The sequence below is a fragment of the Streptomyces cinnamoneus genome (genome assembly GCF_014650495.1).
Taxonomy (GTDB): domain Bacteria; phylum Actinomycetota; class Actinomycetes; order Streptomycetales; family Streptomycetaceae; genus Streptomyces; species Streptomyces cinnamoneus.
Genome location: NZ_BMVB01000040.1, coordinates 1 through 24,919, shown reverse-complemented (window position 1 = coordinate 24,919; position 24,919 = coordinate 1). Strand labels below are relative to the sequence as shown.

The following is a 24,919-nucleotide window of genomic DNA, read 5'->3' as shown; positions in this document are numbered from 1 at the left end:
GGCGGGGCACGCCGCACGGGCGGGGCACGCCGCACGGGCGGGGCACGCCGCACGGGCGGGGCACGCCGCACGGGCGGCGTGCGCCATACGAGTCGGGCACGCCGCCCGAGCCCGCTAGAGCGCCCGCCGCTCGATCCCGTCGGCCAGCGCCGCGAGCAGCTCCACCACGCCCACCGGCCCGTCCACGACGAGGTCCGCCCGCTCGGCGAGCACGGCGACCTCGGCGCTGCCGCTGCACACGAGGGTGCCGGCCACCCCCTCCGCCCGCAGCTTCTCGACCGCCGCGAAGGCGGCGAGGTCGCCGAGGTCGTCACCGGCGTAGAGGACGGACGCGGCACCCACCTCGCGGACGTACTCGGCGAGGGCGACGCCCTTGTCCATGCCCGGCGGGCGCAGTTCCAGCACGAGCCGGCCGGGCTCGACGATCAGGCCGTGGCGCCGGGCCAGCTCGTCGAGCGGGCCGCACAGGGCGTCGAAGGCGGCCTGCGGATCGGCGGCGCGCCGGGTGTGGACGGCGATGGCACGGCCCTTGTCCTCGACCCACGTCCCCTGCCAGGCGCCCGACTCGTCCAGGACGCCGGGGAGTTCCGCCTGAACGGCGGCCACGCCGGGGTGCGGGGCGGGGGCGTGCACGGTGCCGGTGACGGCGTCCCAGCGCTCGGCGCCGTAGTGGCCGAGCACCACCAGGTGCTCCAGCCCGGCGACCCCGGCGAATCCTCCGTAGCGCACGGCCACCCCGGCCGCGCGGCCGGTGACCACGGCGACGGAGCCCAGGTGCGGCGCGAGCCGGGCGAGGGCGGGCACCGCGGCCGGGTGGGCGCGGGCCTGCTCGGGGTCGGGCACGATCTCGGCGAGGGTGCCGTCGAAGTCGAGCGCGACGACCGCGCGTTCGGGCCGCTCCAGCAGTGCGGCCAGGCCGTCGCGGCCTGCGGCGGTCACGGGTTCCGGAAGGAGGTGGCTGCCCATACGGCGACCCTACCGGGGCGCCCGCCGCCGGGGTGGGCGGTTGGCCGGACGCATGTCCGGCTCAGCGGCGCTCGCGGCGCGCCTGCCGGAGCCGCCGCAGGCGGTTGACGGTCACGGGGTCGTGGGCGAGGGCGCGCGGATCGTCGAGGAGGACGTTGAGGAGCTGGTAGTAGCGGGTGGGCGTGATGCCGAGCCGCTCGCGCACGGCGCGTTCCTTGGCGCCGGGCCCGGGCCACGACTGCCGTTCCAGGGCGAGCACGGCGAGATCGCGCTCCGACAGCCCGCCGGCGTCGCCGCCCGGGGCCGGGTCCGGGGCCGAGCCGTGGGGTGCGCCCTCTGCCCGGTCCCGTCCTTCGTCGTGCTGCTCGCCGTGCCCCGCGTCCATGCCCGCCAACCTACCCGGCCGAACCGGCCGGGCAGGCCGAGCCGGTCCTACTGGCCGGCGTTCTCGATGGCCTCGGCCTCACGCTGGATCTCACCGAGGATGGCGGAGGGGTCGCCGCCCTTCTGCACGGCCGCACCGATCTTTTCCTTGATCGCCACGCTGACCTTGGCCCAGGAGGTCTTGTCGGCGGGGTAGAACTCGGCGTTCTGCAGCTGGTCGAGGAACGGCCACAGGTCGCTGTCCGCGCGGCTGTCGCGCATCGCCGCGGAGGCGGTGGTCGTCACCGGCAGCAGGCGGTACTGGCCGGTGAAGGACAGCACGCTGTCCTTGGAGTAGACGAAGTCGAGGAAGGTGCCGATCTCCTCGCGGTGGCCGTTGCGCTTGAAGGCCATCATCCAGTCGGCGACGCCCATGGTGGAGTTCGCCTTGCCCTTGATGCCGGGCAGCGGCGCCATGTCGAAGTCGACGTTCTGCGCCTTGGCCTGCTGCATGAGCGTCGGGTGGCCGTGGAGCATGCCGACCTCGCCCTTGGTGAAGCCGTCGAAGACGTCCTGGCGGTTGGTGCGGGCCGGGTCGCCCGGGCCGGTGAGGCCCTTGCCGACGAGCTCGTCGCGCAGCCAGGTGAACGTCTTGATGTTCTCGGGCGTGCCGATCGTGTAGGCACCGGTGTTGTCGGTGTAGCCACCGCCGCCGCCGAGCATCCACAGCATGGTCTCGGCCGGCGCCTCCTCGGGGCCGAACGGCAGGCCGAACGGCACCTTCACGCCCGCGGCCTTCAGCTTCGTGGCGGCGGCCACGATCTCGTCCCAGCTCTCGGGGGCCTTGGCGATGCCGGCCTTGCGGAAGAGCGTCTTGTTGAAGAAGAGCAGGCGGGTACTGCCGACGAACGGCAGACCGTACTGCACGCGGTGCACCTCGCCCGCCTTGGCGATCGAGGAGATGAACTCGGCCTGGGTGGGGATGGAGACCATCTGGTCGGCGCTGTAGAGCTTGCCGGCCGCGGCGAAGTCGGCGTACGCGCCGATCTGCGCGAGGTCGGGGGCCTTGCCCGCGGCGACCATGTCGGCCACGCGCTTGTCGACCTCGGTCCAGCTGTAGACCTCGACGTCGACCTTGATGCCGCCGTGCTTCTTCTCGAAGTCGTGGACCAGTTTGTCCCAGTACTTCTTGGAGCTGTTGGCCGGCTTGTCGCCGTAGTCCGCCGCGACGAGCTTCAGCTTCTTGTCACCGCCGGGGCCCTCGCTCCCGCACGCCGTCAGCACGGGTGCCAACGCCGCCGTGGCGGCACCCGCCGCCGTCATGCCCAAGAACCGCCGCCGCTGCACTACTGCTACCCACCTTGTGGTTCGTGTTCGCCCTGTGGAGACCGTGGAATCTCCCCCCTGGGATTCGCGAGTCCCGTGGAGACCGTGAGTTTCTCCCGCGCGCCACCTTACGGTCTACGGCTCCGGGGTTGCGCTTCGGTATCGCCGTAGCGGTCTTCCCCCAGGTCAGGGGCGGCTGCTATGCACGGGACGACCGATTGCCGCACCACCGCACCCGCAAGGAGCGAAAGCCGCATGAAGCCGACCCCCTCTCCTTCGTCCGCGCCCTCCCTCACCGCCCGTGAGCTCGCCACCCAGCCCGACTGCTGGCGCCGCGCCGCCGACGCCGCCGCGGGGGCGGCGGGGCTGCCGCTGCCGGGCGAGCGGGTGGCGGTGACGGGCTGCGGCACGTCGTGGTTCATGGCCCAGTCGTACGCGGCGCTGCGCGAGGCCGCCGGGCACGGCGAGACGGACGCGTTCCCCGCCTCCGGCTTCCCGGCGGCGCGCCCGTACGACCGCGTCGTGGCGATCACCCGCTCCGGTACGACGACGGAGGTGCTGCAGCTGCTGGAGGGGCTGCGGGGGCGGGTGCCCACGCTGGCGGTGACCGCGGACCCGAAGACGCCGGTGAGGGAGGCGGCCGACGAGGTCGCGGTGCTGGACTGGGCGGACGAGGAGTCCGTGGTGCAGACGCGCTTCGCGACGACGGCGCTGGCGTTCCTGCGGGCGGGCCTGCCGGAGGGGGCCGCCGCGGTGGCGTCCGCGGCGGCGGACGCCGCGCGGACGGTGGCCGACCCCTTGCCGGAGGCCGCCCTGGCGGCGGACCAGTGGACGTTCCTGGGCAGCGGCTGGACGTACGGCCTGGCGCAGGAGGCGGCGCTGAAGATGCGGGAGGCGGCGGGCGCCTGGACGGAGGCGTACCCGGCGATGGAGTACCGGCACGGCCCGGTGGCAATAGCGGCCCCGGGCCGGGTGGTGTGGGCCTTCGGCGCCCTCCCCGAGGGCCTGGCGGCGGAAATCGAGCGAACGGGCGCCATGCTGGCCGGCGGCGGGGCCGACCCGATGGCGGACCTGATCCGCGCGCAGCGGCTGGCGGTGACGGTGGCCGAGTCGAGGGGGCTGGACCCCGACGCCCCCCGGAACCTGACGCGGAGCGTGGTGCTCCCGCACTAGCGAGAACCTGGGGCACGACGGGAGGGGCCGGGGTGGGGCGGGCCCTGGCAGGGGGCGTAAAGCGATATTTGCGGCGACGGGGACGGTTCGCGTCGACGGCTGCGGGGGCCGTAAATATTGCAGCCCCCAGAAGGGCCCGCCCCGCCCCGGCCCCGCCCCACGACGGACAGAGCCCCGCCCACGGCGGACAGACCCCGAACGGACGACCGCACCCCGCCCTCCCGTTCCCGCCCGGGCGACGGCCGCGGCGGGAAACCACCGCCCACCCGGCCCGCCCCCGGCGAGTGGACTAGACCTTTCATGCCCCGAAGGGCGAGACTACGGACGTGAAACACGTCATCGCCCTCGACGTAGGCGGCACCGCCATCAAGGCCGCTCTGGTCGCCGCGGACAACACGTTCCTGCACGAGACCCGGCGCGCCACGGCCCGCGACAAGGGCCCGGAGGCCGTCGTGGCGGGCATCCTGGACCTCGCCGCCGAGCTCCGGGACCTCGGCGCGGCCCGCTTCGGCGAGGCCGCGTCGGCCGTCGGCGTCGCCGTCCCCGGCATCGTCGACACCGCGACCGGCACGGCCGTCTACGCCGCCAACCTCGGCTGGCGCGACGTCCCCCTGCGGGAGATGCTCGGCGCCCGCCTGGGCGGCGCGACCCCGGTGGCGCTCGGCCACGACGTCCGCACCGGCGGGCTCGCCGAGGGCCGCATCGGCGCCGGCCGCGGCGCCGACCGCTTTCTGTTCGTCCCCCTCGGCACGGGCATAGCCGGCGCCATCGGCATCGGCGGCCGCATCGAGGAGGGCGCCCACGGCTACGCGGGCGAGATCGGCCACATCTCCGTGCGCCCCGGCCCCGACGGCCCCGAGTGCGGCTGCGGCGGCCGCGGCTGCCTGGAGACCGTCGCCTCCGCCTCGGCCGTCAGCCGCGCCTGGGCCGCGGCCACCGGCGACCCGGCGGCCGACGCCGCCGCCTGCGCCGCGGCCGTGGCGGCCGGTGACCCGCGCGCCCGCGCCGTGTGGCGGCACGCGGTCGACGCGCTCGCCGACGGCCTGGTCATGGGCCTCACCCTGCTCGACCCCGGCACGCTGATCATCGGCGGCGGGCTCGCGGAGGCCGGCGAGACCCTCTTCGCGCCCCTGCGCGCGGCCGTGGCCGAACGCATCACCTTCCAGAAGCTCCCCCTCATCGTCCCGGCGGCCCTCGGCGACACCGCCGGCTGCCTGGGTGCGGGCCTGCTGGCCTGGGACCTGCTCGCCACACACACCACTCGCGTCCCGCACGCCACCCCCACCACGGAGGTATCCGCCTGATGGTCGAACGAACGGTTCTCGCCGGTGCCCGCGTGGTGCTGCCGACCGGTGTGGCGGAGGGGGGCCGCGTCACGGTCGAGGGCGGCCGCATCGCGATGAACGTGCCGCACGAGGAGATCACCTTCGACCTCACCGGCCACTGGATCGTCCCGGGCTTCGTGGACATCCACGTCCACGGCGGCGGTGGCGCGTCGTTCTCCGCCGGCAGCGCCGAGGAGGCGCTCACCGCGATCCGCGCGCACCGCGCGCACGGCACCACGACGATGGTCGCCTCGACCGTCACCGGCGATCTGGACGACCTGGCCCGGCAGGCGGCGGTCCTCGCCGAACTGACCGAGCAGGGCGACCTGGCGGGCATCCACTTCGAGGGCCCGTTCATCTCCCCGCACCGTTGCGGTGCGCACCAGCCGGAGCTGCTGCGCGACCCCGACCCGGCCGACGTCCGCAAGCTCGTCGACGCGGCGCGCGGCGCGGCCCGCATGGTGACGCTCGCCCCGGAGCTGCCCGGCGGCCTGGAGTCGGTCCGGATGCTCGCCGAGCACGGCGTGATCGCGGCCGTGGGCCACACCGACTCGACGTACGAGGCGACGCTGGACGCCATCGAGGCGGGTGCGACGGTCGCCACCCACCTCTTCAACGCCATGCCCTCGCTGCTGCACCGCGCGCCCGGCCCGATCGCGGCGCTGCTGGAGGACGAGCGCGTGACCGTCGAGCTGATCAACGACGGCACGCACCTGCACCCGGCGGTCCTGGAGCTGGCGTTCGCGCGGGCGGGCGCGGACCGCGTCGCGTTCATCACCGATGCGATGGGCGCGGCCGGCATGAACGACGGCATGTACCCGCTCGGCCCGATGCGGGTCGAGGTCAAGGACGGCGTGGCCCGCATCGCCGACGGCCCGACGGCCGGCTCGATCGCCGGCTCGACGCTGACCCTCGACACGGCCTTCAAGCGCGCCGTGACGGTCGACGGCCTGCCGGTCGAGGACGCGGTACGGGCCCTGTCGGCGAACCCGGCGCGGCTGCTGGGCGTGGCCGACCGGGTCGGCTCGCTGGAGACCGGCAAGGACGCGGACCTGGTCGTGCTCGACGCCTCGTACGACCTGGCCGGCGTCATGCGCAAGGGAGAATGGCTGGTCCGTCCCGAAGTGGGGTAATTCTTCCCCGAATTGAACAGCGGCGGCGGGTCCTGGGTCTGGGCCTGCCGCCGCTGTTTTGGCATGATCGCTCGCGCATCCGTCATGGGAGGCGTCACCGCAGTCGTGAGAGAGCAGTCGTGAGAGAGAGGCGCAGATGATCCTTACGGTCACGCTCAACGCCGCGCTCGATCTGACCTACCGCGTCCCGCGCCTGCTCCCGCAGGCGTCGCACCGCGTCGCCCGGGCCACCGAGCGGCCCGGCGGCAAGGGCCTGAACGTCGCCCGCGTCCTGGCCGCCCTCGGCCACGAGACGGTGGTGACGGGCTTCGTGGGCGGCCCCACGGGCGAGACCTTGCGCCGGCTCCTCGCGGAGTGCGCGGGCCCGCTGACCGACGCGCTGGTGCCCATCACCGGCGACACGCGCCGCACGGTGGGTCTCACCGACGCCGCCACCGGCGAGGTCACCCAGCTCAACGAGAGCGGACCGCAGGTGACGCCCGACGAGTGGGCCGCCTTCGGCGAGCGCTACCGGCGGCTGCTGCGCGACGCCCGGGCGGTCGCCCTGTGCGGCAGCCTGCCGCCGGGGGTGCCGGTGGGCGCGTACGCGCACTTGGTGCGGGAGGCGCGCGCCCGGCACGTACCGGTGCTGCTCGACACCAGCGGCGAGCCGCTGCGGCGCGGGGTGGCGGCCCGCCCGGACGTGGTCAAGCCGAACGCGACGGAGCTGGCCGCGCTGACCGGCTCCACCGAGCCGCTGCAGGCCGCGCTCGACACCCGCCGCCGGGGTGCGCACGCCGTGGCCGCCTCGCTGGGGGCCGACGGCATCCTCGCCGTCACGCCCGACGGCTCGTGGCACGCCACCCCGCCGAAGCCCCTGAAGGGCAACCCGACGGGCGCCGGCGACTCGGCCGTGGCCGGCCTCCTCTCGGCCTGGTCCGAGGGCCTGCCCTGGCCGGACCGCCTGACCCGCGCGGTGGCCCTGTCGGCGGCCACGGTCCGCACCCCGGCGGCGGGCGAGTTCGACGCGGCGGTGTACGAGGACCTGCTGCAGCGGGTACAGGTGACGCGGCTGTGAGGGCGAAGCCCCGGTTAAGCGGCGGACGGCTACGCCGTCACGACGAGGCACCCGTCCCGGGGCCGAAGGCCGGACACCGGAGGCCACCGTCCCGGGGCCAGAGGCCAGGACCCCGCCGGGGTCCGGGGGTTGCCCCCGGTTTCGGGAAGGGGCGGGACCGGGGATCTCCTCCCCGCCGCAACAGCGCTCCGCCACCGCGGCGGCACCCGGCGGTGCCCGACCGCCCGCAGCCACTGCCGTCACCGACAGGAGAGGCACGCATGCCACTGGTCAGCACGGCCGAACTGGTCACGGCGGCGCGCGCCGCGCGCGAGGCCGTCGTCGCCTTCAACGTCATCACCGTCGAGCACACCGAGGCGATCGCCGCCGGCGCGGAGGCCGCGGGCGTCCCGGCCGTCCTGCAGATCTCCGAGAACGCCGTGAAGTTCCACGGCGGCCGCCTCGCCCCCATCGCCACCGCCACCGCCGCCGTGGCCCGCGCGTCGTCCGCCCGTCTGGCGCTCCACCTCGACCACGTCGAGAGCACCGCCCTCCTCCACGCAGCGTCAGCACATGACTTCACGTCAGTGATGTTCGACGCCTCGAAGCTGCCTTACGGAGACAACGTCAAAGCCACGGCCGAGGCCGTCCGTTGGGCGCACGCGCGCGGCATCTGGCTGGAAGCCGAAATCGGGCGCATCGGCGGCAAGCCGGGCGACGCCCACACCCCCGGCGTCCGCACCGACCCCACCGAGGCGGCGTCCTACGTGGCCGAGACGGGCGTGGACGCCCTCGCCGTGGCCGTCGGCAGCGCCCATGCGATGACCGAGCGCACGGCCACCCTCGACCACGCCCTGATCGCCACCCTCCGCGAGGCGGTCCCGGTCCCGCTCGTCCTGCACGGCTCCTCGGGCGTCCCCGACGGCGAACTCCGCCGCGCGGTGGCGGCGGGCATGACGAAGATCAACGTGGGCACGGCCCTGAACACGGCCTTCACCGGCGCGGTCCGGGCCTTCCTGGAGGCCCACCCGTCGACGGTGGACCCCCGGAAATACCTCGCCCCCGCTCGCGAGGCGATGACGGGGGCGGTGGCGGGGTTCCTACGGAACGTCAGGATCAGCTGATCCAGAGCTGGTCGAGGTGCGAGTCGCACTTGTTGCCGGCCTCGCAGGAGAGCCTGATGATGTTGGTCCCCTTGTTGAGGTTGATCTCGGACCAGGTTTTCATCCAGTTGCTCGACCACTCACCCGGCTTGGTGCCGATGTGGTCCTTCATGTCTATCGGCCGGCTCTCGCGCTTACCGTTGGCGGTGATGGTGAGGTTCGCGTCCTGGCCGGGGACGCCGTAGGAGAGGTTCAGCCGGTAGCGGCCGGCGCTCTTGACCTCCACCGTCCACTCGACGCCCGCTCCCTGCTGGTTCACGCCGGTGACGTAGGCGCCGCCCTTCGCCTGCGCGCCCGAGACCGCCATCTCGGTCGTCGCCCCGCCGACGAGCCGCAGGCTCGCGGCGTCGCGCTTCTGCTGGTCGTTCACCGAGGGGTTCTTGGTCGGCTCGTCCTTCTTGTCCTTTTCCTTCTTCTTCGAAGAAGTGTCGGACTCGTCGGAGCTGTCACCCTTGCTGCCCCCGCCGTCCGCGACCGTCTGCTTGTCGTCGTCCTTGCCGGAGGAGTTGTTCATCATCGCCACGCCGATGCCGCCCGCGACCACGAGCACGACCGCTATGGCGGCTATGAGCAGCCCCCGCCGGTTCGGCCGGGCCGAGGAAGCGCCATGGCCACCGTGGCCGCCGTGGGCACCGTGACCGCCGTGCGAGGCGGACGGGGCGCCGCCCGGGAGGGTCTCCGGGGCCGCGTAGTGGGGGTTCGGCTGGCGCTGGGCGCCGGCGACGCCCTGCTGGCCGCCGTAGGTGCGGGAACCGACCGGGCGCACCTGGTTGTACGACGTGCGGGGGACGCCCGGCTGGCGGGCTCCCGCCTGACCGCCCTCGGTCTGGCCTCCCTCACCGCCCTCCGAGCGGTAGAGGTAATGGAACGGGTCGTCGCCCTCCGGCGTCCCGGTTCCGGTGCCGTTGTTACCGGCCGTCATCCCCTGTCACTCCCCACATGGTGTGCCCATCGGCGCCCACGCTCGTACGCGCCAGAACCGCGGCTGTCGTGGCCGGGGCGGCCCTCCACGGTCGGCGGCGGTGCCGCATCGGCGCAGCCTACCCCGAGAGGGCGGTTTCACGCCGTGCCCCGGGCCCCCGGCGGGGGCGCGAGAGGGCTCAGCCGGCTCGTCGGCCGGCCTTTGCCCGTGAGCGTTTTTCGACGTACATCCGCTGGTCAGCGGAGCGCAGCACCTCGTCCGCGGACATTCCGCAGCCCGCCCAGCCGATTCCGAAACTCGCCCCCACCCGCACCGCGCGGCCGTCGACCCTTATGGGCGGAATGATCGCGTTGCGCAGCCGGACGGCGAGATCTTCGGCGTCGGCCGGACCGAGGCCGTCCGCGAGGACGACGAACTCGTCGCCGCCCAGCCGGGCCACCGTGTCGCCGTCCCGGACGCCGCTGCTCAGCCGGCGGGCGACCTCGATGAGGACGGCGTCGCCGGTGTGGTGACCGAAGCGGTCGTTGATCGACTTGAAGCCGTCGAGGTCGCAGAAGAGGACCGCCAGGCCCTTGGTGCCGTCGTCGGCGCCCTCGTCGGGCGCTATGGCGTGCTCGTGGTGGTGGTCGACGAGGTGCGCGTGCCCGTACGGGCTCTCGGGGGCGCCGCCGTAGTCGTCGGGGGTGAAGTCCGGCGCGTAGTCGGGCCCGGCGTCGGAGCCGAAGGCGTGCGCGGCGCTCGGCCCGATGGCGCTGACCGTCCCGGCCGCCGCCCCCGCCACGGCGCCGATCGCGCTCACGGCCGCGTTCGCCGTGCTCTCGACCTCGGCGAAGCCCTCCAGCGAGCCGTACGGACCGACGGCCGCCGCCGCGTGGCCGTCGCTGCCGGGCGGGCGGCCGCACAGCCGGCTGCTGAGCCGGGCGCGCAGCTCGGCGCTGTTGGGCAGGCCGGTCAGGGAGTCGTGGCTGGCGCGGTGGGCGAGCTGCAGCTCGTGCCGCTTGCGCTCCTCGATGTCCTCGACGTGGGTGAGCAGGAAGCGCGGCCCGTCGGCGGCGTCGGCCACGACGGAGTTGCGCAGCGAGACCCACACGTACGTGCCGTCGCGCCGGGCCAGGCGCAGCTCGGCGCGGCCGCCCTCGGCGGAGGTGCGCAGGAGCGTGCCGATGTCGTCGGGGTGGACGAGGTCGGAGAAGGAGTAGCGGCGCATCTGCGAGGCCGAGCGGCCGAGCAGCCGGCACAGGGCGTCGTTGGTGCGGTGGAGCCGGCCGTGCTGGTCGCCGCCCATCTCGGCGATGGCCATCCCGCTGGGGGCGTACTCGAATGCCTGCCGGAAGCTTTCCTCGCTGGCGCGCAGTGCCTGCTGCTCGCGTTCGAGCCGGACCAGGGCGCGCTGCATGTTTGCGCGCAGCCGAGCGTTACTGATCGCAATCGCCGCCTGTGACGCGTACATCTGGAGCGCCTCGCGGCCCCAGGGGCCGGGCCGGCGGCCATTGCGCGGTTTGTCCACGGAGATGACGCCGAGCAGCTCACCGCCGGAGGGACCGGCGGTGTACATGGGGGCGAAGAGCCGGTCCATCGGGTGCCACTCGTCGGCGAAGCGCGGGGCCGGGCCGGCGGTGTGCCACTGCGGGACGTCGTCCTCGTCGAGGACCCAGCCCTCGGTGTACGGGATGAAGCGCAGCCCGCCCCAGTGGTCACCCATGGACAGGCGCCGCTCCCAGGAGACGCGCGAGCCGACGCGGCCGGCCATCAGCGCCTCGGCGCTGGCGCTTCCCGCCACCGCGGCCACGACGAGGTCCCCGTCCGGGCGGACGAGGTTGACGGCCGAGAGCTCGTAGCCGAGCCCGGCGACGATGCCGTCGGCGACGGTCTGCAAGGTGTCCGCGAGGCTGCGCGCGGTGTTCAGCTCCGCGATCGCCTGATGGACCTGTCTCAAGGTCGCCAGGCGGACATACGGCTCCGACTCGGTCTCCATAGCTCGCTCTCCCCCGAGACCTCGACAGCAACTCCAGGCTTCTTGTTCGTCCGTTTACCCGGCCACTGAATCACAGCGAGCTGACCACCCGGTACACAGGGTCAACAATTAGTAGCCTCTGTGACTCAAGTCACAAAGTGTGATGAAGTCCCGCTACTGGCGTTCGAGCACGCCCTTATGCTTCGTGAACGCAAATTCGAAGCGGGGCGGGAAGGCCGGCCGGGAAGGGGCACAGGATCGTTTTCGCGCCCGTTTCCCTGCCGTTTCATGCTCGTTTCGAGACCGTTCGGATGCGCTTCTGCGGTCTTCTGCGGCTCTTACGACCTAGGACTCGTCTGGTCCCCCAGCCCGATGCGTCCCGTCCCCCGGGGCGGCTAGCGTGCACAGCGTGTTGCAGACGACTTCGCCCACCGAGACCGGCATAGCTCATCCTGATGGAGTGACCGCCGACGAATTCCGCGCCGCCCTCGCCCGCCTCGCCGCGGGCGTCGTGCTGGTGACCGCGCACGACCCGGAGGACGGGCCGCGCGGCGAGGACGTCGGCATGACGGCCACGGCCTTCGTCTCGGTCTCCCTCGAACCGCCCCTGGTGATGGTGAGCGTTCGCAACGGCTCCCGCATGGACGATCTCCTGGAGCGCCGGCACCTGTGGGCGGTCTCCGTCCTCTCCGAGAGCCAGCGCCACATCGCCGGCCGCTTCGCGATGAAGGGCCGCATCAGCGACCGGCTGCTGTTCGAGGACGTCGCCCACGAGCGCGGCGAGGCCAGCGGGGCGCCGCTGGTGCGGGGTGCCCTGGCCGTGCTGGAGTGCCGCACGGAGCAGCGCGTGGTCGCGGGGGACCACACGCTCGTCATCGGCCGCGTCCTGCGGGCCGACGCCCCGAGCACGGAGAGCGGCCCGCTGACGTACTTCCGGGGCCGCTACCGGCAACTGGGCTGACCGCCGCCGGGCCCACGGGGCCTCTCCCCTTCTTCCCGGTTCTTCCCGGGGCCCTCCTCTTCCCGGGCCCGTCCTCTTCTTCCCGGGCCGTCCCCGGTCGCGTGCTCGCCGGGGCTGCCCCCGACCGTCGCGTGCTCGCCGGGGCTGCCCCCGACCGTCGCGTGCTCGCCGGGGCTACCCCCGACCGTCGCGTGCTCGCCGGGGCTGCCCCCGGCCCTAGCCCCAGTCGCGCCCGGACCGTCCGCGCTTGGTGTCGGCGCGCTGCTTCTTCTCCCGCAGCCGCCGCTCGTTGATGCCGCGGGGGATCTTCGTCGGCCGGCGCGGCTTCGGCGGCGGCGCTGTCGCCTCGGCCAGCAGTGCCGCCAGCCGTACGGCCGCGGTCTCCCTGTTCCGCCACTGGGAGCGGTGCTCGGAGGCCCGTACCGTCACGACCCCGTCGACCAGCCGGCCGGCGAGCCGCTCCAGCGCGCGCTCCTTCCACACCGGCGGCAGGGCCTCGGTCGCCGCGAGGTCGAACCGCAGCTCGACCTGGCTGTCGCTGGTGTTGACGTGCTGGCCGCCGGGCCCGGAGGACCGCGAGAAACGCCACATGAGCTCGGCCTCGGGGAGGGAGACGGAGCCGCGGATGACGTGGGGACCGGACATGGGTCCCATGTTCCCCCGCCGCGAACGCCCTCGTCACCTCGTTTTGCACCGGCCCCGGCCGCCCCCGCATCAGGATCGTGCAAAGAAAGTAAAGAAGGCTGGAACCCTGCATCCCCTGGACGGCGTTATCCGGGATGACGGTAGCTTCGGGCGCGAGCTTCGTGGCACTACCCCATCAGAAAGGGACATTCCCATGGCTGTAAGCCTGTCCAAGGGCGGCAACGTCTCCCTCACCAAGGAGGCCCCGGGCCTGGCGGCCGTCACGGTCGGCCTCGGCTGGGACGTCCGCACCACCACGGGCACGGACTTCGACCTCGACGCGAGCGCCATCGCCGTGAACGCGGGCGGACGGGTCTACTCCGACTCCCACTTCGTCTTCTTCAACAACAAGTCCACCCCGGACCAGTCGATCGTCCACACCGGCGACAACGTCACGGGTGCCGGCGAGGGTGACGACGAGCAGATCAACGTCAACCTGGCCGCCCTCCCCGCCGACATCGACAAGATCGTCTTCCCGGTCTCCATCTACGACGCCACCACGCGCTCGCAGAACTTCGGCCAGGTCCGCAACGCCTACATCCGCATCATCAACCAGGCCGGCGGCGCCGAGCTCGCCCGCTACGACCTCAGCGAGGACGCCGCCACCGAGACCGCCATGGTCTTCGGCGAGCTGTACCGCAACGGCGCCGAGTGGAAGTTCCGCGCCGTCGGCCAGGGCTACGCGTCCGGCCTCGCCGGCATCGCGCAGGACTTCGGCGTCAACGTCTGACGACGGCCGACGCGGTAACGAACGGCAGCGGGCCGCCGCCCCCCGTGCTGGGGGCGGCGGCCCGCTGCCGTCAGACGGCCGGTAGGCGGTCAGTACGCGGCCGGTACGCGCGCCGCACGGTCGCGGTCAGTACGCCACCGTGAACCGCGCCCGCCGGTGCCGCGGCCGTTCGGCCTCGTCCAGCGGTCGCGGTCAGTACGCCACCGTGAACCGTGCCCGCCGGTGCCGCGGCCGTTCGGCCTCGTCCAGCAGGGCCACGGCCAGGTCCTCCATGGAGACCGCCGACGCGCCGGCCGCGTCGACGAGCAGTTCGTCGGCGCCGAGGCGGTACGTGCCGGTGCGCACGCCCGGCTCCAGCAGGGCGGGCGGGCTCAGGTAGGTCCAGTCCGCGTCCGCACCGGCGGCGCGGCACACCGCCAGCTGCTCGGTGCAGGCCAGGGCGATGGGCCGCCAGGCGGCGGGGACGAACGCCGGGTCGTCGGCCACGGCCGTGCGCCCCTCGCTGCCGGGCACCGTCAGGTTGCCGGCACCGCCGACGAGCAGCAGCCGGACGCCACTCTCCTCTGCGCCGGCCAGCAGGGCCCGCGCCATGGCGACGAGCTCGCCCTCGCTGCCGGGCGCGGGGCGGGTCGCGCCGATCACGACGTCCTGGCCCGCGCTCGCCGCGGCGACGTCCTGGGCGTTGCCCGCGTCGCCGGTGCGGAGCTCCGCGCCGGCGGGCACCCGGCCGGCTGCCCGGGCCGCGTCCCGCACGACGGCCGTGACGTGATGACCACGGGCCAGCGCCTCGGCCACGACGCGGCTTCCTACGTTTCCGGCTGCGCCGAAGACGGTGATGCGCATGATGCTCAGCTCCTGGGTACGAGGTGACGGGTGTTCGAGTGGAGGTGCGTGCGGGGGCTGCGGACCCGGGGCCCTGACTTGGTGCGCTTCTGCCCGGCGACGAGGGCGCCGAGGACGACCAGCCCGCCCGCCACCTGGGCCGCGGACAGCGACTGCCCGAGGGCGAGCCAGCCGACCGTGGTGGCGACCATGGGGCTGAGCAGCCCGAGGAAGGTGACGTCCGTGGCGGGCAGGGCCCGTAGCCCCCGGAACCACAGCGCGTAGGCGAGGGCGGACCCGACGACCGTCAGGTAGGCGTAACCGGCCAGGTTCTCGGCCGTCAGCGACGACGGCGGCATTCCCTCGGCGAACAGCGCCACGGGCAGCAGCAGCACACCGCCCGCCACCAGTTGCCAGCCGGTCGTCGCGAGCAGCGGCGCGGGGGACGCCCAGCGCTTGCTGAGCACGACCCCGGTGGCCATCACGACCGCGCCGCCGAGGGCGGCCGCCACACCGACGACGTCCAGGCGGGCGTCGGCCTGCAGGACGAGCAGGCTGACGCCCGCCACGCCCGTCGCCCCGGCGATCACCGTGCGCAGGGAGAGCCGCTCGCCGAGGAGCCCCGCCGAGAGTCCGGCCGTCAGCAGCGGCGCAACCGCCCCGACTGTGGCCGCCACCCCGCCGGGCAGGCGGTACGCGGCGACGAACAGCAGTGCGAAGAACGCGCCGATGTTGAGCGCCCCGAGCACCAGCGCCCGCCACCACCAGGCCCCCGTCGGCAGCCGGCGTGTGACGGCCACCAGCAGGAGCCCCGCGGGCAGGGCGCGCACGACGGCCGCCAGCAGCGGGCGGCCCGGCGGCAGGAAGGAGGTGGTGACGGCGTAGGTGGTGCCCCAGATGGCGGGCGCCAGCGCGGTGACGAGAAGGACCCTGGTCCGATTGTTTAGCACTAAGCCAATATATCTCAGCCCTAAGATAACTGCGTGGTGATCTAGCTCACCGCTAAGACATTGCTAGGGTGGGAGCCGTGGCAGATCACGTGGACCGCGTAGCCGAACAGTGGGCCCGGGAGCGTCCCGACCTGGACGTCTCCCCCATGCAGGTCATCGGCCGCCTCTCGCGGCTGTACCAGCTGTTCTCATCCGAAATGAAGCGCACCTTCGCCGCGCACGGCCTGGACCCGGCCTCGTTCGACGTCCTCGCCACGCTCCGGCGCAGCGAGCCGCCGCACCGTCTGACGCCGGCGGAGCTGATGCGCTCGTCGATGGTCACCTCGGGTGCCATCACCCAGCGTCTCGACCGCCTGGAGGAGCGCGGCCTGGTGACGCGCACCCGCAGCGCCTCGGACGGCCGCAGCGTCGTCGTCTCCCTGACGGACGAGGGCCGCACCCTCGTCGACACGGCCCTGCCGGATCACCTGGCCACGGAGGAACGCCTGCTGTCGGCCCTGTCGGGCGAGGAGCGGGACGCCCTCGTGGGCACGTTCCGGAAGCTGCTGGAATCGGTGGACACCAAGAGCTAGTGCCGCATCGGGCGGCGAACGGCCCAGGACGGTTCATCTCCCCGGCACGCGAGCGGGCCCCCCGAGGGTGATCGGGGGGCCCGCGTGGCCTCTAGCTCCGCCTGCCGTTCACGCCCGACGCAGTGCGGAGCGGCCCGCGTAGCGCGCCGAGTCGCCCAGCTCCTCCTCGATCCGGATCAGTTGGTTGTACTTCGCCGTGCGGTCGGAGCGGGAGAGCGAGCCGGTTTTGATCTGACCGCAGCCGGTCGCCACCGCCAGATCCGCGATGGTGGTGTCCTCCGTCTCGCCCGAGCGGTGCGACATGACGGCCGTCCAGCCCGCCTGGTGGGCCGTGGCCACCGCGGCCAGCGCTTCGGTCAGGGTCCCGATCTGATTGACCTTGACCAGGACCGAGTTGCCGACGCCGGTGCGGATGCCCTCGCGCAGCAGCGTCTCGTTGGTGCAGAACACGTCGTCGCCGGTGAGCTGGCAGCGGTCGCCGACGCGGGCGGTCAGCTCGCGCCAGCCGTCCAGGTCGTTCTCCGCCATCGGGTCCTCGATGGAGACGATCGGGTAGGCGTCGATGAGCTCGGCCAGGTAGTCGGCGTTCTCGGAGGGGGTGCGGCGCACCCCCTCGCCCACGTAGTCGTACACCCCGTCGCGGAAGAACTCCGACGACGCCGGGTCCATGATCAGGCCGATGTCCGTGCCGGGGCGGTAGCCGGTGCGCTCGATGGCGGTCATCACGAAGTCGAGCGCCTCCTCGGCGGTACGCAGCGCGGGCGCGAAGCCGCCCTCGTCGCCGACGCCCGTGGAGTGCCCGGCGGCCAGCAGATCGCGGCGCAGGGTGTGGAAGACCTCGCTGCCCATGCGGACGGCTTCGGCGAAGGTGTCCGCACCCACGGGCGCGATCATGAACTCCTGGAAATCCAGCGGGTTGTCGGCATGGGCGCCGCCGTTGACGATGTTCATCATCGGCAGCGGCAGGAGACGGGCGTCGGCGCCGCCGAGGTAGCGGTAGAGGGGCTGGCGGTGGGCCGCCGCGGCGGCCTTGGCGGCGGCGAGGGAGACGCCGAGGATCGCGTTGGCACCGAGCCGGGACTTCGTGGCGGTGCCGTCGAGGGCGACCAGCGCGGCGTCGAGACCCGCCTGGTCCGCCGCGTCCCGGCCGCGCACGGACGCCGCGATCTCCCCGTTGACGTGGGCCACCGCGCGGTCGACGCCCTTGCCGTGCCAGCGCGCGGAGTCCCCGTCGCGCAGTTCCACGGCCTCCCGGGCGCCGGTGGAGGCGCCGGAGGGGACGGCCGCGCGCCCCAGGGACCCGTCCGTCAGGACGACGTCGACCTCGACCGTGGGGTTGCCCCGGCTGTCGATGATCCGGCGGGCGGTGACGGTCTCGATGACGGCGTCAGTGTTCTTGGCGGGTTCGACTGCCTTCGCGGACATGGGAGGTCCTTCCCGTCGTCGTATGCCGTGGCCCCGGCTGCGACAACGCTGGCGCTGAGCCCGACAACGGCAAACCCTACAGCAATACTGCTCAGTTTTGCTGTACAACATTGCTGCACAGGCCAGGTGCCCAGCTTTGCTGACCAACGGGGTAAAGTGCCCTATGCCCACCCCGGAAGCCGCCGCCATCGCCGCCGAACTGCGCACCGCGATGGGCAAGCTCACCCGACGCGTCAAGCACGAGGACCGCATCCCGCTGGGCCAGGCCGCCGTGCTCGGCGCGCTCGACCGCAACGGCGCCATGACCACCAGCGACCTCGCCGCCGACCAGCGCGTACGCCCCCAGTCGATGGCCCGGTCGGTGGGGCTCCTCATGGAACAGAACCTGATCACGCGCCGGGCGCACCCCACGGACGGCCGCAAGTCGCTGGTAGAGCTGTCGGACGAGGGCCGGGCCGCGCTCGAAGCGGAGCGCGGCCGCAGGGCCGGCTGGCTCGCGCAGGCCATCGAGGCCGAACTCACGGACGAGGAGCGGGCACTGCTGGCCCGGAGCGCCGCCCTGCTGGAGCGGCTCGCCACGCGCTAGTGTCCGCGGCGGGCACACCTTCACCCCTTCACCGTCAGCGCAGAGCGGCCACGAACGCGGCCCACGCCGGGGCCGGGAAGACCAGGGCGGGGCCCTGGGGGTTCTTACTGTCCCGGACGGGGACTAAGCCGGGCATGTGATCGGCGACTTCGAGGCAGCTGTTCTGGCCGCTCTCATCGCCGGACCCGCTGTAACTACTCTTACGCCACACGTAGTCAGCGTCCACTCGCGTACTCCTTCGCCACGTACTGGATCAGGGACAAGGCCCCGTCAGCGCAGAGCGGCCACAAATGCGGCCCACGCGGGGGCCGGAAAGACGAGGTCGGGGCCCTGCGGGTTCTTGCTGTCCCGGACGCCTATCAACTCTAAGTAACCGCCTTTGACTTCAAGGGAGTCATCACTGACAGGACCGCTGTAGCTGGATTTCCGCCACCTGGGTATGCGGTCGGCGACTTCGAGGCAGCTGTTGCCTCCCTTTTCATCGCCGGACCCGCTGTAGCTGCTCTTACGCCACGTCACACGGCTCAGGTCATGCATTGCACTCATGCGCGTACTCCTCCGCGACTGATTCGATCAAGGACAGCGACTGGGCCGGTGGCAGCGCAACGGCCCTGGCCAGGTCATAGGAGCGCACACACCTGGCCACCATCGCCGGGTCGTCAAGCAGAGCTCCGGTTCGATGCCCCTCGGTGTACGCCAGAGGCGGCGCCTCCTCGAAGGTCATGAGACTGAGCGTGCCCTCTACCACCGGATGCCCCGCTTCGAAGGGGACCACCTGTACACCGATCCGGCGCCTGCGGACCAGCGACGCGATATGCATCAGCTGCTCGTGCATTGCGGCCGCACCACCAGTCTTACGCCGGATGACGCTCTCGTCGAGAATGGCCCACCACAACGGCTCTGTTGGATGGTCCAGGATGCGAGCCCGTTCCAGGCGAGCGGCCACCCGTGCCTGGATGTCGTCTTCCGGAATGAAGGGAAATCCACCCAGAAAGACAGCGCGGCCATACGCGGCCGTCTGGAGCACACCCGGCACGAACGTCGGCGCATACTCCCTGATCGTTGCGGCCATGCCTTCCAGATACGCCGCCTCTGCGAAGCAATCCGCGTACGGCGAGCTGTCGATCAACTCCTTGCACATCCGTCCCAGGAACCCACCAGTCCCCAGCTCCACATCGATCCGCTGCGCGACATCGAGCTGCGGCTTCCGCATCGCCGTCTCGAACTGCCCGATGTAAGAACCCGAACAGATCACGCGCCGCCCCAGCTCCTGCTGGGTAAGCCCCGCAGCCTCCCGGCAGCGCTTCAGCTCCGAGCCGAAGAACTCCCATCCGATCCTCGACTGACCAAATCGACCATTGGCCACAACCTAACTCCCCTTCAACACAGCACCGTTGTAGAGCCCACCCCCCTCCCGAGGCTAGCCGCGAACCACAACGCTGAAGGAACACCCGGCAAGCACAACTCGAAGGGGAAATTCCATGACCTACCGCGAAGGCGCATACGTGGTGGACACGCGTAGCGGCACGCTCGCCCAAGTGGTGGGCAGCGCCGCACCGCGCGTGCAGGTGCGACCACCCGGAGGCGGCCAGGAGTGGGACGTGCCGGCCGACGCGCTGCGTCTCGCCACCCGGCAGGAGCGCGAGACGGCCGGCATCCGGGCCGTCGCATCCGCGTCCCCCGTCGGCTGCACCGACTGCACCACGCTGGAAGCGGAACGGCGCCAAGCCGTGGCCGACGGGCACGAGGACGCGATCACCGACGCCACCGTCGCCGTGCGCAGTCACTTCCGCACCGCGCATCTGCTGCCGGCGGTGCACACCTCATGAGGAGCTCGACCGCCTACGCCGCCGGGCGGCTGATGACGCACTGCCCTCACCTGGCCGGCTGGGTCACGACCGCGGACGGGGAGTCGTGCTGCCATCACTGCGGAACGCGCCGCTTCGCGGACTACGCCGCCGTGCGGCCCCCGGGGCTGCCCCAGACGATCGTCCCGTCGGACGAGGCGCGGGCCGCGGCGGACCGGGCGGCGGCCCGGTGCGTAGGACTGATGATGACGACGGGCTGACGGCGGACAACCCGCCGGTCCTCCCCGCGTGGCTTCGCGGGAAGGACCGGCGGGCCCTGCTGTCAGACCTCGCAGTTGCTCTCCGTGCCGAGGAACGGGATGTCCTCGGTGCACATGTCGGTGCCCGCGCCGCCGTCCACGGTGCCCGTGGCCTCGGCGCCTTCGTGGATGTTGTCGTTGCCGGCGCCGCCGAGGACGTTGCAGCCGTTGGCGTCGGTGACGTCGATGGTGTCGCCCCCGTCGTCGCCCGCGACGGTGCTGAGGTTGCAGGTGGTGACCGTGAGGTTGTCGTCCCCGCCGTCACCGTGGAGGCTGTTCCCGTCGACGGCGAGGATGTTGATGTTGGCGAAGTCCGCACCCGAACCGAGGTGCATGTCGTCGGCCAGGGCCGTGCCGTGGATGACCAGCCTGTCGGCGCCTCCCGCCGTGTTGATGAGCCCGGAGTTGTTGCCGGTCACCTCGACGAAGTCGTTGCCGTCACCGGTGGATATCGAGTTCCCGGCGTGGTTGCCGAGGATTCTCACGGTGTCGTCGCCGAGGCCGGTGTCGAAGTTGCCCGCGCTGTCCACGTTCCCGGCGGTGATGATGTCGTTGCCCGCACCGGAGTTCACCGTGCCGTTGGCGTTCACCAGGATGGTGATGGTGTCGTTTCCGCCGAGGCTGTTGATCGTCTGCCCCGGGAGCAGGAACGGGCAGACGATCGTGTCGGGGCCGTTGGTCTCGGTGCCCGAGCACTGCGCGGGCAGCGCGAGAGCGGGGGTGGACGTCAGCCCGACCACGCCGAAGGCGATGAGTGCCGTGGAGGCCAGCCAGGCCAGACCGCGGCGTAGGGGAATGCCGGTCATGGAGGTGCTCCTCTCCACCCGCTCCCCTGAAGAAGGGGAGCGGGATCCTCGGAACGGGGGGATGGGGGTGAGGCTGGGGGCGCTCGCCGGAGACCGGCGTGCGGGGCGCTGCGCGCCCGCGCAGACCGGCACCCGAAACGGGCTGTTCCGCAAGGGGTTTCGCTCCGGCGGAGCCCCCGCCGGTGCATGGAGTGTGCGCTCCGGTTGGCTGGAAAAGGAGGGCGTGCATTGCAGCGCGCGGGGGTGAGATTCCGCTTCCGGGTCCCTCCGCGCGCTCCCGTTCGGCGCCGGAGACTCCCCCCGGCCCCCCGCCGAGCTCAGCGGCGCTCGTCCCCGTGCCGGGCGTGGTGCGTGGGCGGCTCGGGCAGCCAGTCGCGGGCCGGGTCGTACTCCAGCCACCGGCTCCGTCCGGCTTCCGTGGCGCAGGCTGCGGTGAGGCCGGCCAGTCCCGGGGGCTCGTTCCCGGTGCGCCACAGCAGCGACCAGGCGTACAGCGGTGTGGGGTCCACCAGCGGGACGGAGCGCAGCCCGGGGATCGCCGGCAGGGGCACGTCGGCGGGGAGCAGCGAGAAGCGGTGCGGGTCGCGCGCCACCTCTTCGAGGAAGTGGGTGAGCCCCAGGTTGAGGCTCGCGGCCCTGTCCTGGATGCCGAACCGTTCGGCGAACTGGTGGAGGAAGTCGAGCCGGTCCAGCGCACCGGGCGCCCACAGCACGCTGCCGCGCAACTGGTCGGGCCGTAGTGCCGGTTCGGCTGCCAGCGGATGGTCCGCGCTCAGTACGGCGTCCACCGGTTCGAGGCGGACGAGGCGGTGCGCCAGCCCTGCGTGCAGCGGCGGGTGGACCCGCCCGAACGCCGCGTCGATGTCGCCGTGCAGCAGTGCGTCCGTCACCGACGGCAGATCGCGCCCGTGTCCCAGTACGAGGTCGCCGGCCCGGCCGGCGACCTGGGCCAGCGTCCGCATCGGCGCGTAGAGGTGCCCCCACACGTCGACCCGCAGCGGGCGGTCCGTCCCGACGGCCGCCGCGACCGCGGCGTCGGCGGCGGCCAGGGTCTGCCGGGCCGGCGGAAGGAAACGCCGTCCGGCGTCGGTGAGGCGCGCCCCGCTGCCGCCGCGCTCGAAGAGCGTGACGCCAAGCAGGGTTTCCAGCCGCGCGATCCTCTTGGACAGCGCCTGCTGGGAGATGGCGAGCGTCCCGGCCGCCCGCCCGAAGTGCAGTTCCTCGGCGGTGCGCACGAAGGCACGTACCTGCGCGACGTCGAGATCCATGGTTCCCACCCGCCCACCATAGGCGACAACCACAGGTTGTCGATCTTGCTCGTTCGTTGTTGGATCGTGGGGTGGCCGCGGGGGTTGCATCCTCGGCATGCGAAGACTGATTCCCACGGGGGAGGCGGCGCGTCCGGTCGCCTTCGCCGAGGCCCCTGAGCCCGTCCCGGAGCCCGGTGAGGCGCTGATCAAGGTCGAGGCGTTCGCGCCGAACCGCGGCGAGACGTTTCTCCTCGAACGCCCCCGGCCGGGGCTGCTGCCCGGCAAGGACATCGCAGGGCTCGTCGTACAGGCCGCCGCGGACGGCTCGGGCCCCGGCATCGGCACCCGCGTCGTCGGGCATCCCGCACTCGGCGGCTGGGCGGAGTACGCCGCCGTGCTCACGCACTCCCTCGCGGTGCTCCCGGACGGCATCGACAGCGTCCGGGCGGCGGCCCTGCCTCTGGCCGGGATCACGGCCCTGCGCCTGCTGCGCACGGCCGGTCCGCTGACCGGCCGGCGGGTGCTGCTGACCGGCGCCTCCGGCGGGGTCGGCCACTACGTCACCGAACTGGCCGTGGGGGCCGGAGCCGAGCTGACCGCGGTCACGGCCACACCGGAACGCGGCGAACGGCTCGCGGAGCTGGGCGCCGAGGTGGTGCACGACGTCGCGGCGGCCCGGGGACCGTTCGACGTCGTGCTGGAGTCCACGGGCGGTCCGGCTCTGCCGCTCGCCCTCTCCAAGGTGCGCCCGGGCGGCCTCCTCGTCTGGTTCGGCCAGGCGAGCCGCACCCCCGTCACCCTCGACTTCTTCGACCTGCTGGGCGGCCCGGAGCGCGTCACGATCCAGCACTTCCACTACGCCGGCGCCCCGTACGGCTCGGACCTGGAGGCCCTGGTGAGCCTCGTCGAACGGGGGCGGCTGCACCCGGAGATCGGCCGGGTCGCCGACTGGTCGGAGTCCGCCGCCACCCTGGTCGACCTGCGGGAGCGGCGGATCCGCGGCAAGGCCGTCCTGCTGACGGGAGGAGCACGATGAGCGCCACTGAGAACGCCACCGAACGCGCCGCCGAACTCGCCACCGGGCTCGCCACCGGGCTCGGCGCTGAATCCGCCACCGGTCCCGCCACCGAATCCGCTGCCGGGCTCGCCGCTGGATCCGCCGCTGAACTCGCCGCCGAATTCGCCGCCGCCCAGTGGACCCGCGCCACCGGCGCGGGCGTCGACCCCCACGAGTACCGGCGCGTCACCGAGGGCCTCGCCTCCGTCGCCGACTGGGGGCCGTCCTTCCTGCGCACCGGACACGGCTACCTGGAACGGGCGGAGGACGCGGGATCGTCCGTCTCGGCCGGTGAGCACCTGCTGATGGCAGCCCGGTGGTTCCACCTCGCCACGCTCGCGCCCTACGCGGAGGCGCCGCGCGCCGCCGCCGAGGCGGACCGCGCCTGCGGCGGGGCGCTCACCGTGCTGGAGCCGGAGGCCCGGCGCGTGAGCGGCGAGGGGTTCACCGGCTGGCTGCGCGGCCCCGCCGACGCGCCCGGCACCGTGGTCGTCGTCCCCGGTCTGGACTCGGCGAAGGAGGAGTTCCTCGATCTTGTGTCCGCGCTGCTGGCCAGGGGGCTGGCCGTGTTCGCCATGGACGGCCCCGGGCAGGGCGCACTCGCGGGCACGACGACCCTCAGGCCGGACTACGAGCAGGTCGTGGGCCGGGTCGCCGACGCCCTCGGCGTCGCACGCATCGGGCTCGTCGGCCTCAGCCTGGGCGGCTACTTCGCGGCCCGGACCGCAGCGCTGGAACCGCGCGTGGCGGCGGTCGCCACCGTCAGCGGCCCCTTCCGCCTCGACTGGGACGAACTGCCCCCTCCGGTAAGGGACATCATGGCCCGGCGCACCGGAGGCGCCGACGCCGCCCGCGCGTTCGCCCAGCACGTGGACCTCGCCGCCCTGGCGCCCCGCATCACGGCGCCGCTGCTGGTCGTGGACGGTGGCCGGGACGTCATTCCCGGCGTGACGAACGGCGGGCCCCTGGCCCGTCGGGCACCGCACGGCACCTACCTGTCGGTCCCGCACGGCGACCACCTCCTCGGCAACGCGCGACCCGACTGGCTGCCCCACCTCAGCGACCACATCGCGCGCACCCTGGCGGACGCACGGGCGTGAACCGGGGCTCCGGGCCGGGCGGGGCCGCGGTCACGGCCCCGCCCGGCCCGGCCGCCCTGTCCGCCACGCCGCGCCCCCCGAGGGCCTCCGAGCGCCCCTTCCCTGGGATGCGACCGCACCCGATGGCGGCGATGCTGGGGAGGTCAGGCGTTCGCTAAGGAGGACAAACCCATGTCCATGCTCGACAAGCTCAAGGGTCTGATCAAGGGGCACCCCGACCAGGCGCGCCAAGGCGTCGAGAAGGCGGGCGACGCGTTCGACGCCCGGACGGAGAACAAGTACCAGAGCCAGGTCGACACGGCCCAGAAGAAGCTGAACGAGCAGCTCGGCGCCGACCGCGAGCGCCCGCCGACCGACGACCGCTAGGGCGTGTCCGCAAAGTCCCGCCTGGCCCGCGACGCTCCCCCAGCTACCGCTGGGAGGTGCCCCCAGGCACGCACACTCGCCGCGTCGTCGGGATCGCCCACGTACGCCCCGTACGAGGACGACCCTCCGCCTTGCGATCTCC

At 73.0% G+C, this 24,919-nt stretch carries 28 protein-coding genes; 14 read left to right on the top strand and 14 right to left on the bottom strand.

Going from position 1 to position 24,919, the window contains the following annotated elements; translation table 11 throughout:
• Positions 1–114: 114 nt before the first annotated feature.
• The 3 genes from otsB to IE182_RS30235 all read right to left on the bottom strand — a co-directional run bounded on the left by otsB (position 115) and on the right by IE182_RS30235 (position 2,652).
• A complete protein-coding gene (gene otsB, locus IE182_RS30245; protein ID WP_190113179.1) occupies positions 115–966 on the bottom strand; it encodes a trehalose-phosphatase in 852 nt (283 codons plus the stop codon).
• 61 nt (positions 967–1,027) lie between these two features.
• Positions 1,028–1,246, bottom strand: coding sequence for a DUF3263 domain-containing protein (locus IE182_RS30240; protein ID WP_190113184.1), 219 nt, complete (start codon positions 1,244–1,246; stop codon positions 1,028–1,030).
• A gap of 152 nt (positions 1,247–1,398) precedes the next feature.
• Entirely contained in the window at positions 1,399–2,652 is a 1,254-nt protein-coding gene (locus IE182_RS30235) for an extracellular solute-binding protein (protein WP_229845251.1), read from the bottom strand.
• A gap of 258 nt (positions 2,653–2,910) precedes the next feature.
• Between IE182_RS30235 and IE182_RS30230 the strand changes: the two genes are divergently transcribed.
• The 5 genes from IE182_RS30230 to IE182_RS30210 all read left to right on the top strand — a co-directional run bounded on the left by IE182_RS30230 (position 2,911) and on the right by IE182_RS30210 (position 8,446).
• Positions 2,911–3,828, top strand: coding sequence for an SIS domain-containing protein (locus IE182_RS30230; protein WP_190113177.1), 918 nt, complete (start codon positions 2,911–2,913; stop codon positions 3,826–3,828).
• Between the two features lie 326 nt (positions 3,829–4,154).
• Entirely contained in the window at positions 4,155–5,132 is a 978-nt protein-coding gene (locus IE182_RS30225; RefSeq protein WP_190113176.1) for an ROK family protein, read from the top strand.
• Positions 5,132–6,286, top strand: coding sequence for an N-acetylglucosamine-6-phosphate deacetylase (nagA, locus tag IE182_RS30220; RefSeq protein ID WP_190113175.1), 1,155 nt, complete (start codon positions 5,132–5,134; stop codon positions 6,284–6,286). The genes IE182_RS30225 and nagA overlap by 1 nt, the downstream gene beginning before the upstream one ends.
• A gap of 136 nt (positions 6,287–6,422) precedes the next feature.
• Positions 6,423–7,343 (top strand): 1-phosphofructokinase family hexose kinase, encoded by a 921-nt coding sequence (locus IE182_RS30215; RefSeq protein WP_190113174.1) that lies wholly within the window; start codon positions 6,423–6,425, stop codon positions 7,341–7,343.
• A gap of 260 nt (positions 7,344–7,603) precedes the next feature.
• Positions 7,604–8,446 carry a class II fructose-bisphosphate aldolase gene (locus IE182_RS30210; protein ID WP_190113173.1) on the top strand — a complete coding sequence of 281 codons (843 nt, stop codon included), beginning with the start codon at positions 7,604–7,606 and terminating at the stop codon, positions 8,444–8,446.
• Here the strand turns inward: IE182_RS30210 and IE182_RS30205 are convergent.
• Both IE182_RS30205 and cdgB read right to left on the bottom strand, forming a co-directional pair.
• On the bottom strand, positions 8,439–9,407 hold the full coding sequence (locus IE182_RS30205; RefSeq protein WP_190113172.1) for a CBM35 domain-containing protein: 969 nt from the start codon (positions 9,405–9,407) through the stop codon (positions 8,439–8,441). The two genes, IE182_RS30210 and IE182_RS30205, sit on opposite strands and share 8 nt — an antisense overlap.
• A gap of 178 nt (positions 9,408–9,585) precedes the next feature.
• A complete protein-coding gene (gene cdgB / locus IE182_RS30200; RefSeq protein ID WP_190113171.1) occupies positions 9,586–11,382 on the bottom strand; it encodes a diguanylate cyclase CdgB in 1,797 nt (598 codons plus the stop codon).
• 388 nt (positions 11,383–11,770) lie between these two features.
• On the opposite strand from cdgB, the gene IE182_RS30195 reads away from it, so the two are divergent.
• Complete coding sequence (locus IE182_RS30195; protein WP_373303641.1) at positions 11,771–12,322, top strand: flavin reductase family protein; 552 nt, start codon at positions 11,771–11,773, stop codon at positions 12,320–12,322.
• A gap of 216 nt (positions 12,323–12,538) precedes the next feature.
• Here IE182_RS30195 and arfB read toward each other — a convergent pair whose 3' ends face one another.
• Positions 12,539–12,967, bottom strand: coding sequence for an alternative ribosome rescue aminoacyl-tRNA hydrolase ArfB (gene arfB / locus IE182_RS30190; protein WP_190113169.1), 429 nt, complete (start codon positions 12,965–12,967; stop codon positions 12,539–12,541).
• 193 nt (positions 12,968–13,160) lie between these two features.
• Here arfB and IE182_RS30185 point away from each other — a divergent pair, with 193 nt between their 5' ends.
• On the top strand, positions 13,161–13,736 hold the full coding sequence (locus IE182_RS30185) for a TerD family protein (protein ID WP_071961753.1): 576 nt from the start codon (positions 13,161–13,163) through the stop codon (positions 13,734–13,736).
• A gap of 192 nt (positions 13,737–13,928) precedes the next feature.
• Here the strand turns inward: IE182_RS30185 and IE182_RS30180 are convergent, their stop codons facing one another.
• Together IE182_RS30180 and IE182_RS30175 are read right to left on the bottom strand one after the other, a co-directional pair.
• Positions 13,929–14,579 carry an NAD(P)-dependent oxidoreductase gene (locus IE182_RS30180; protein ID WP_190113168.1) on the bottom strand — a complete coding sequence of 217 codons (651 nt, stop codon included), beginning with the start codon at positions 14,577–14,579 and terminating at the stop codon, positions 13,929–13,931.
• 5 nt (positions 14,580–14,584) lie between these two features.
• Positions 14,585–15,508, bottom strand: coding sequence for an EamA family transporter (locus tag IE182_RS30175; protein WP_190113167.1), 924 nt, complete (start codon positions 15,506–15,508; stop codon positions 14,585–14,587).
• 77 nt (positions 15,509–15,585) lie between these two features.
• Here IE182_RS30175 and IE182_RS30170 point away from each other — a divergent pair, with 77 nt between their 5' ends.
• Complete coding sequence (locus IE182_RS30170; RefSeq protein WP_190113166.1) at positions 15,586–16,080, top strand: MarR family winged helix-turn-helix transcriptional regulator; 495 nt, start codon at positions 15,586–15,588, stop codon at positions 16,078–16,080.
• A gap of 108 nt (positions 16,081–16,188) precedes the next feature.
• On the opposite strand, the gene eno is transcribed toward IE182_RS30170, so the two are convergent.
• On the bottom strand, positions 16,189–17,505 hold the full coding sequence (eno, locus tag IE182_RS30165) for a phosphopyruvate hydratase (RefSeq protein ID WP_190113165.1): 1,317 nt from the start codon (positions 17,503–17,505) through the stop codon (positions 16,189–16,191).
• Between the two features lie 163 nt (positions 17,506–17,668).
• Here eno and IE182_RS30160 point away from each other — a divergent pair, with 163 nt between their 5' ends.
• Positions 17,669–18,091 (top strand): MarR family winged helix-turn-helix transcriptional regulator, encoded by a 423-nt coding sequence (locus IE182_RS30160; protein WP_190113164.1) that lies wholly within the window; start codon positions 17,669–17,671, stop codon positions 18,089–18,091.
• A 34-nt stretch (positions 18,092–18,125) separates the two neighbouring features.
• Here IE182_RS30160 and IE182_RS30155 read toward each other — a convergent pair whose 3' ends face one another.
• From IE182_RS30155 to IE182_RS30145, 3 genes are read right to left on the bottom strand one after another with little or no spacing between them, the layout of a single operon-like run.
• Positions 18,126–18,302 carry a DUF397 domain-containing protein gene (locus IE182_RS30155; RefSeq protein WP_229845254.1) on the bottom strand — a complete coding sequence of 59 codons (177 nt, stop codon included), beginning with the start codon at positions 18,300–18,302 and terminating at the stop codon, positions 18,126–18,128.
• A gap of 59 nt (positions 18,303–18,361) precedes the next feature.
• Entirely contained in the window at positions 18,362–18,637 is a 276-nt protein-coding gene (locus IE182_RS30150; protein ID WP_190113162.1) for a DUF397 domain-containing protein, read from the bottom strand.
• The gene (locus IE182_RS30145; protein ID WP_190113161.1) at positions 18,621–19,457 is read right to left on the bottom strand and encodes a helix-turn-helix domain-containing protein; all 837 of its coding nucleotides are present in this window, start codon (positions 19,455–19,457) and stop codon (positions 18,621–18,623) included. The genes IE182_RS30150 and IE182_RS30145 overlap by 17 nt, the downstream gene beginning before the upstream one ends.
• A gap of 115 nt (positions 19,458–19,572) precedes the next feature.
• Here IE182_RS30145 and IE182_RS30140 point away from each other — a divergent pair, with 115 nt between their 5' ends.
• Both IE182_RS30140 and IE182_RS30135 read left to right on the top strand, forming a co-directional pair.
• The gene (locus IE182_RS30140) at positions 19,573–19,920 is read left to right on the top strand and encodes a hypothetical protein (protein WP_190113160.1); all 348 of its coding nucleotides are present in this window, start codon (positions 19,573–19,575) and stop codon (positions 19,918–19,920) included.
• A complete protein-coding gene (locus IE182_RS30135) occupies positions 19,917–20,159 on the top strand; it encodes a DUF6255 family natural product biosynthesis protein (protein WP_190113159.1) in 243 nt (80 codons plus the stop codon). The genes IE182_RS30140 and IE182_RS30135 overlap by 4 nt, the downstream gene beginning before the upstream one ends.
• A gap of 62 nt (positions 20,160–20,221) precedes the next feature.
• Here IE182_RS30135 and IE182_RS30130 read toward each other — a convergent pair whose 3' ends face one another.
• On the bottom strand, positions 20,222–21,004 hold the full coding sequence (locus IE182_RS30130; protein ID WP_190113158.1) for a hypothetical protein: 783 nt from the start codon (positions 21,002–21,004) through the stop codon (positions 20,222–20,224).
• Between the two features lie 317 nt (positions 21,005–21,321).
• Positions 21,322–22,272, bottom strand: coding sequence for a LysR family transcriptional regulator (locus tag IE182_RS30125; protein ID WP_190113183.1), 951 nt, complete (start codon positions 22,270–22,272; stop codon positions 21,322–21,324).
• A gap of 97 nt (positions 22,273–22,369) precedes the next feature.
• On the opposite strand from IE182_RS30125, the gene IE182_RS30120 reads away from it, so the two are divergent.
• The 3 genes from IE182_RS30120 to IE182_RS30110 all read left to right on the top strand — a co-directional run bounded on the left by IE182_RS30120 (position 22,370) and on the right by IE182_RS30110 (position 24,777).
• Positions 22,370–23,290, top strand: coding sequence for a zinc-binding dehydrogenase (locus IE182_RS30120; RefSeq protein ID WP_190113157.1), 921 nt, complete (start codon positions 22,370–22,372; stop codon positions 23,288–23,290).
• Positions 23,287–24,411: an alpha/beta hydrolase family protein gene (locus IE182_RS30115; protein WP_190113156.1), complete on the top strand. Its 1,125-nt coding sequence runs from the start codon at positions 23,287–23,289 to the stop codon at positions 24,409–24,411. The genes IE182_RS30120 and IE182_RS30115 overlap by 4 nt, the downstream gene beginning before the upstream one ends.
• Before the next feature lie 171 nt (positions 24,412–24,582).
• Positions 24,583–24,777: an antitoxin gene (locus tag IE182_RS30110; RefSeq protein ID WP_190113155.1), complete on the top strand. Its 195-nt coding sequence runs from the start codon at positions 24,583–24,585 to the stop codon at positions 24,775–24,777.
• Positions 24,778–24,919: the final 142 nt, after the last annotated feature.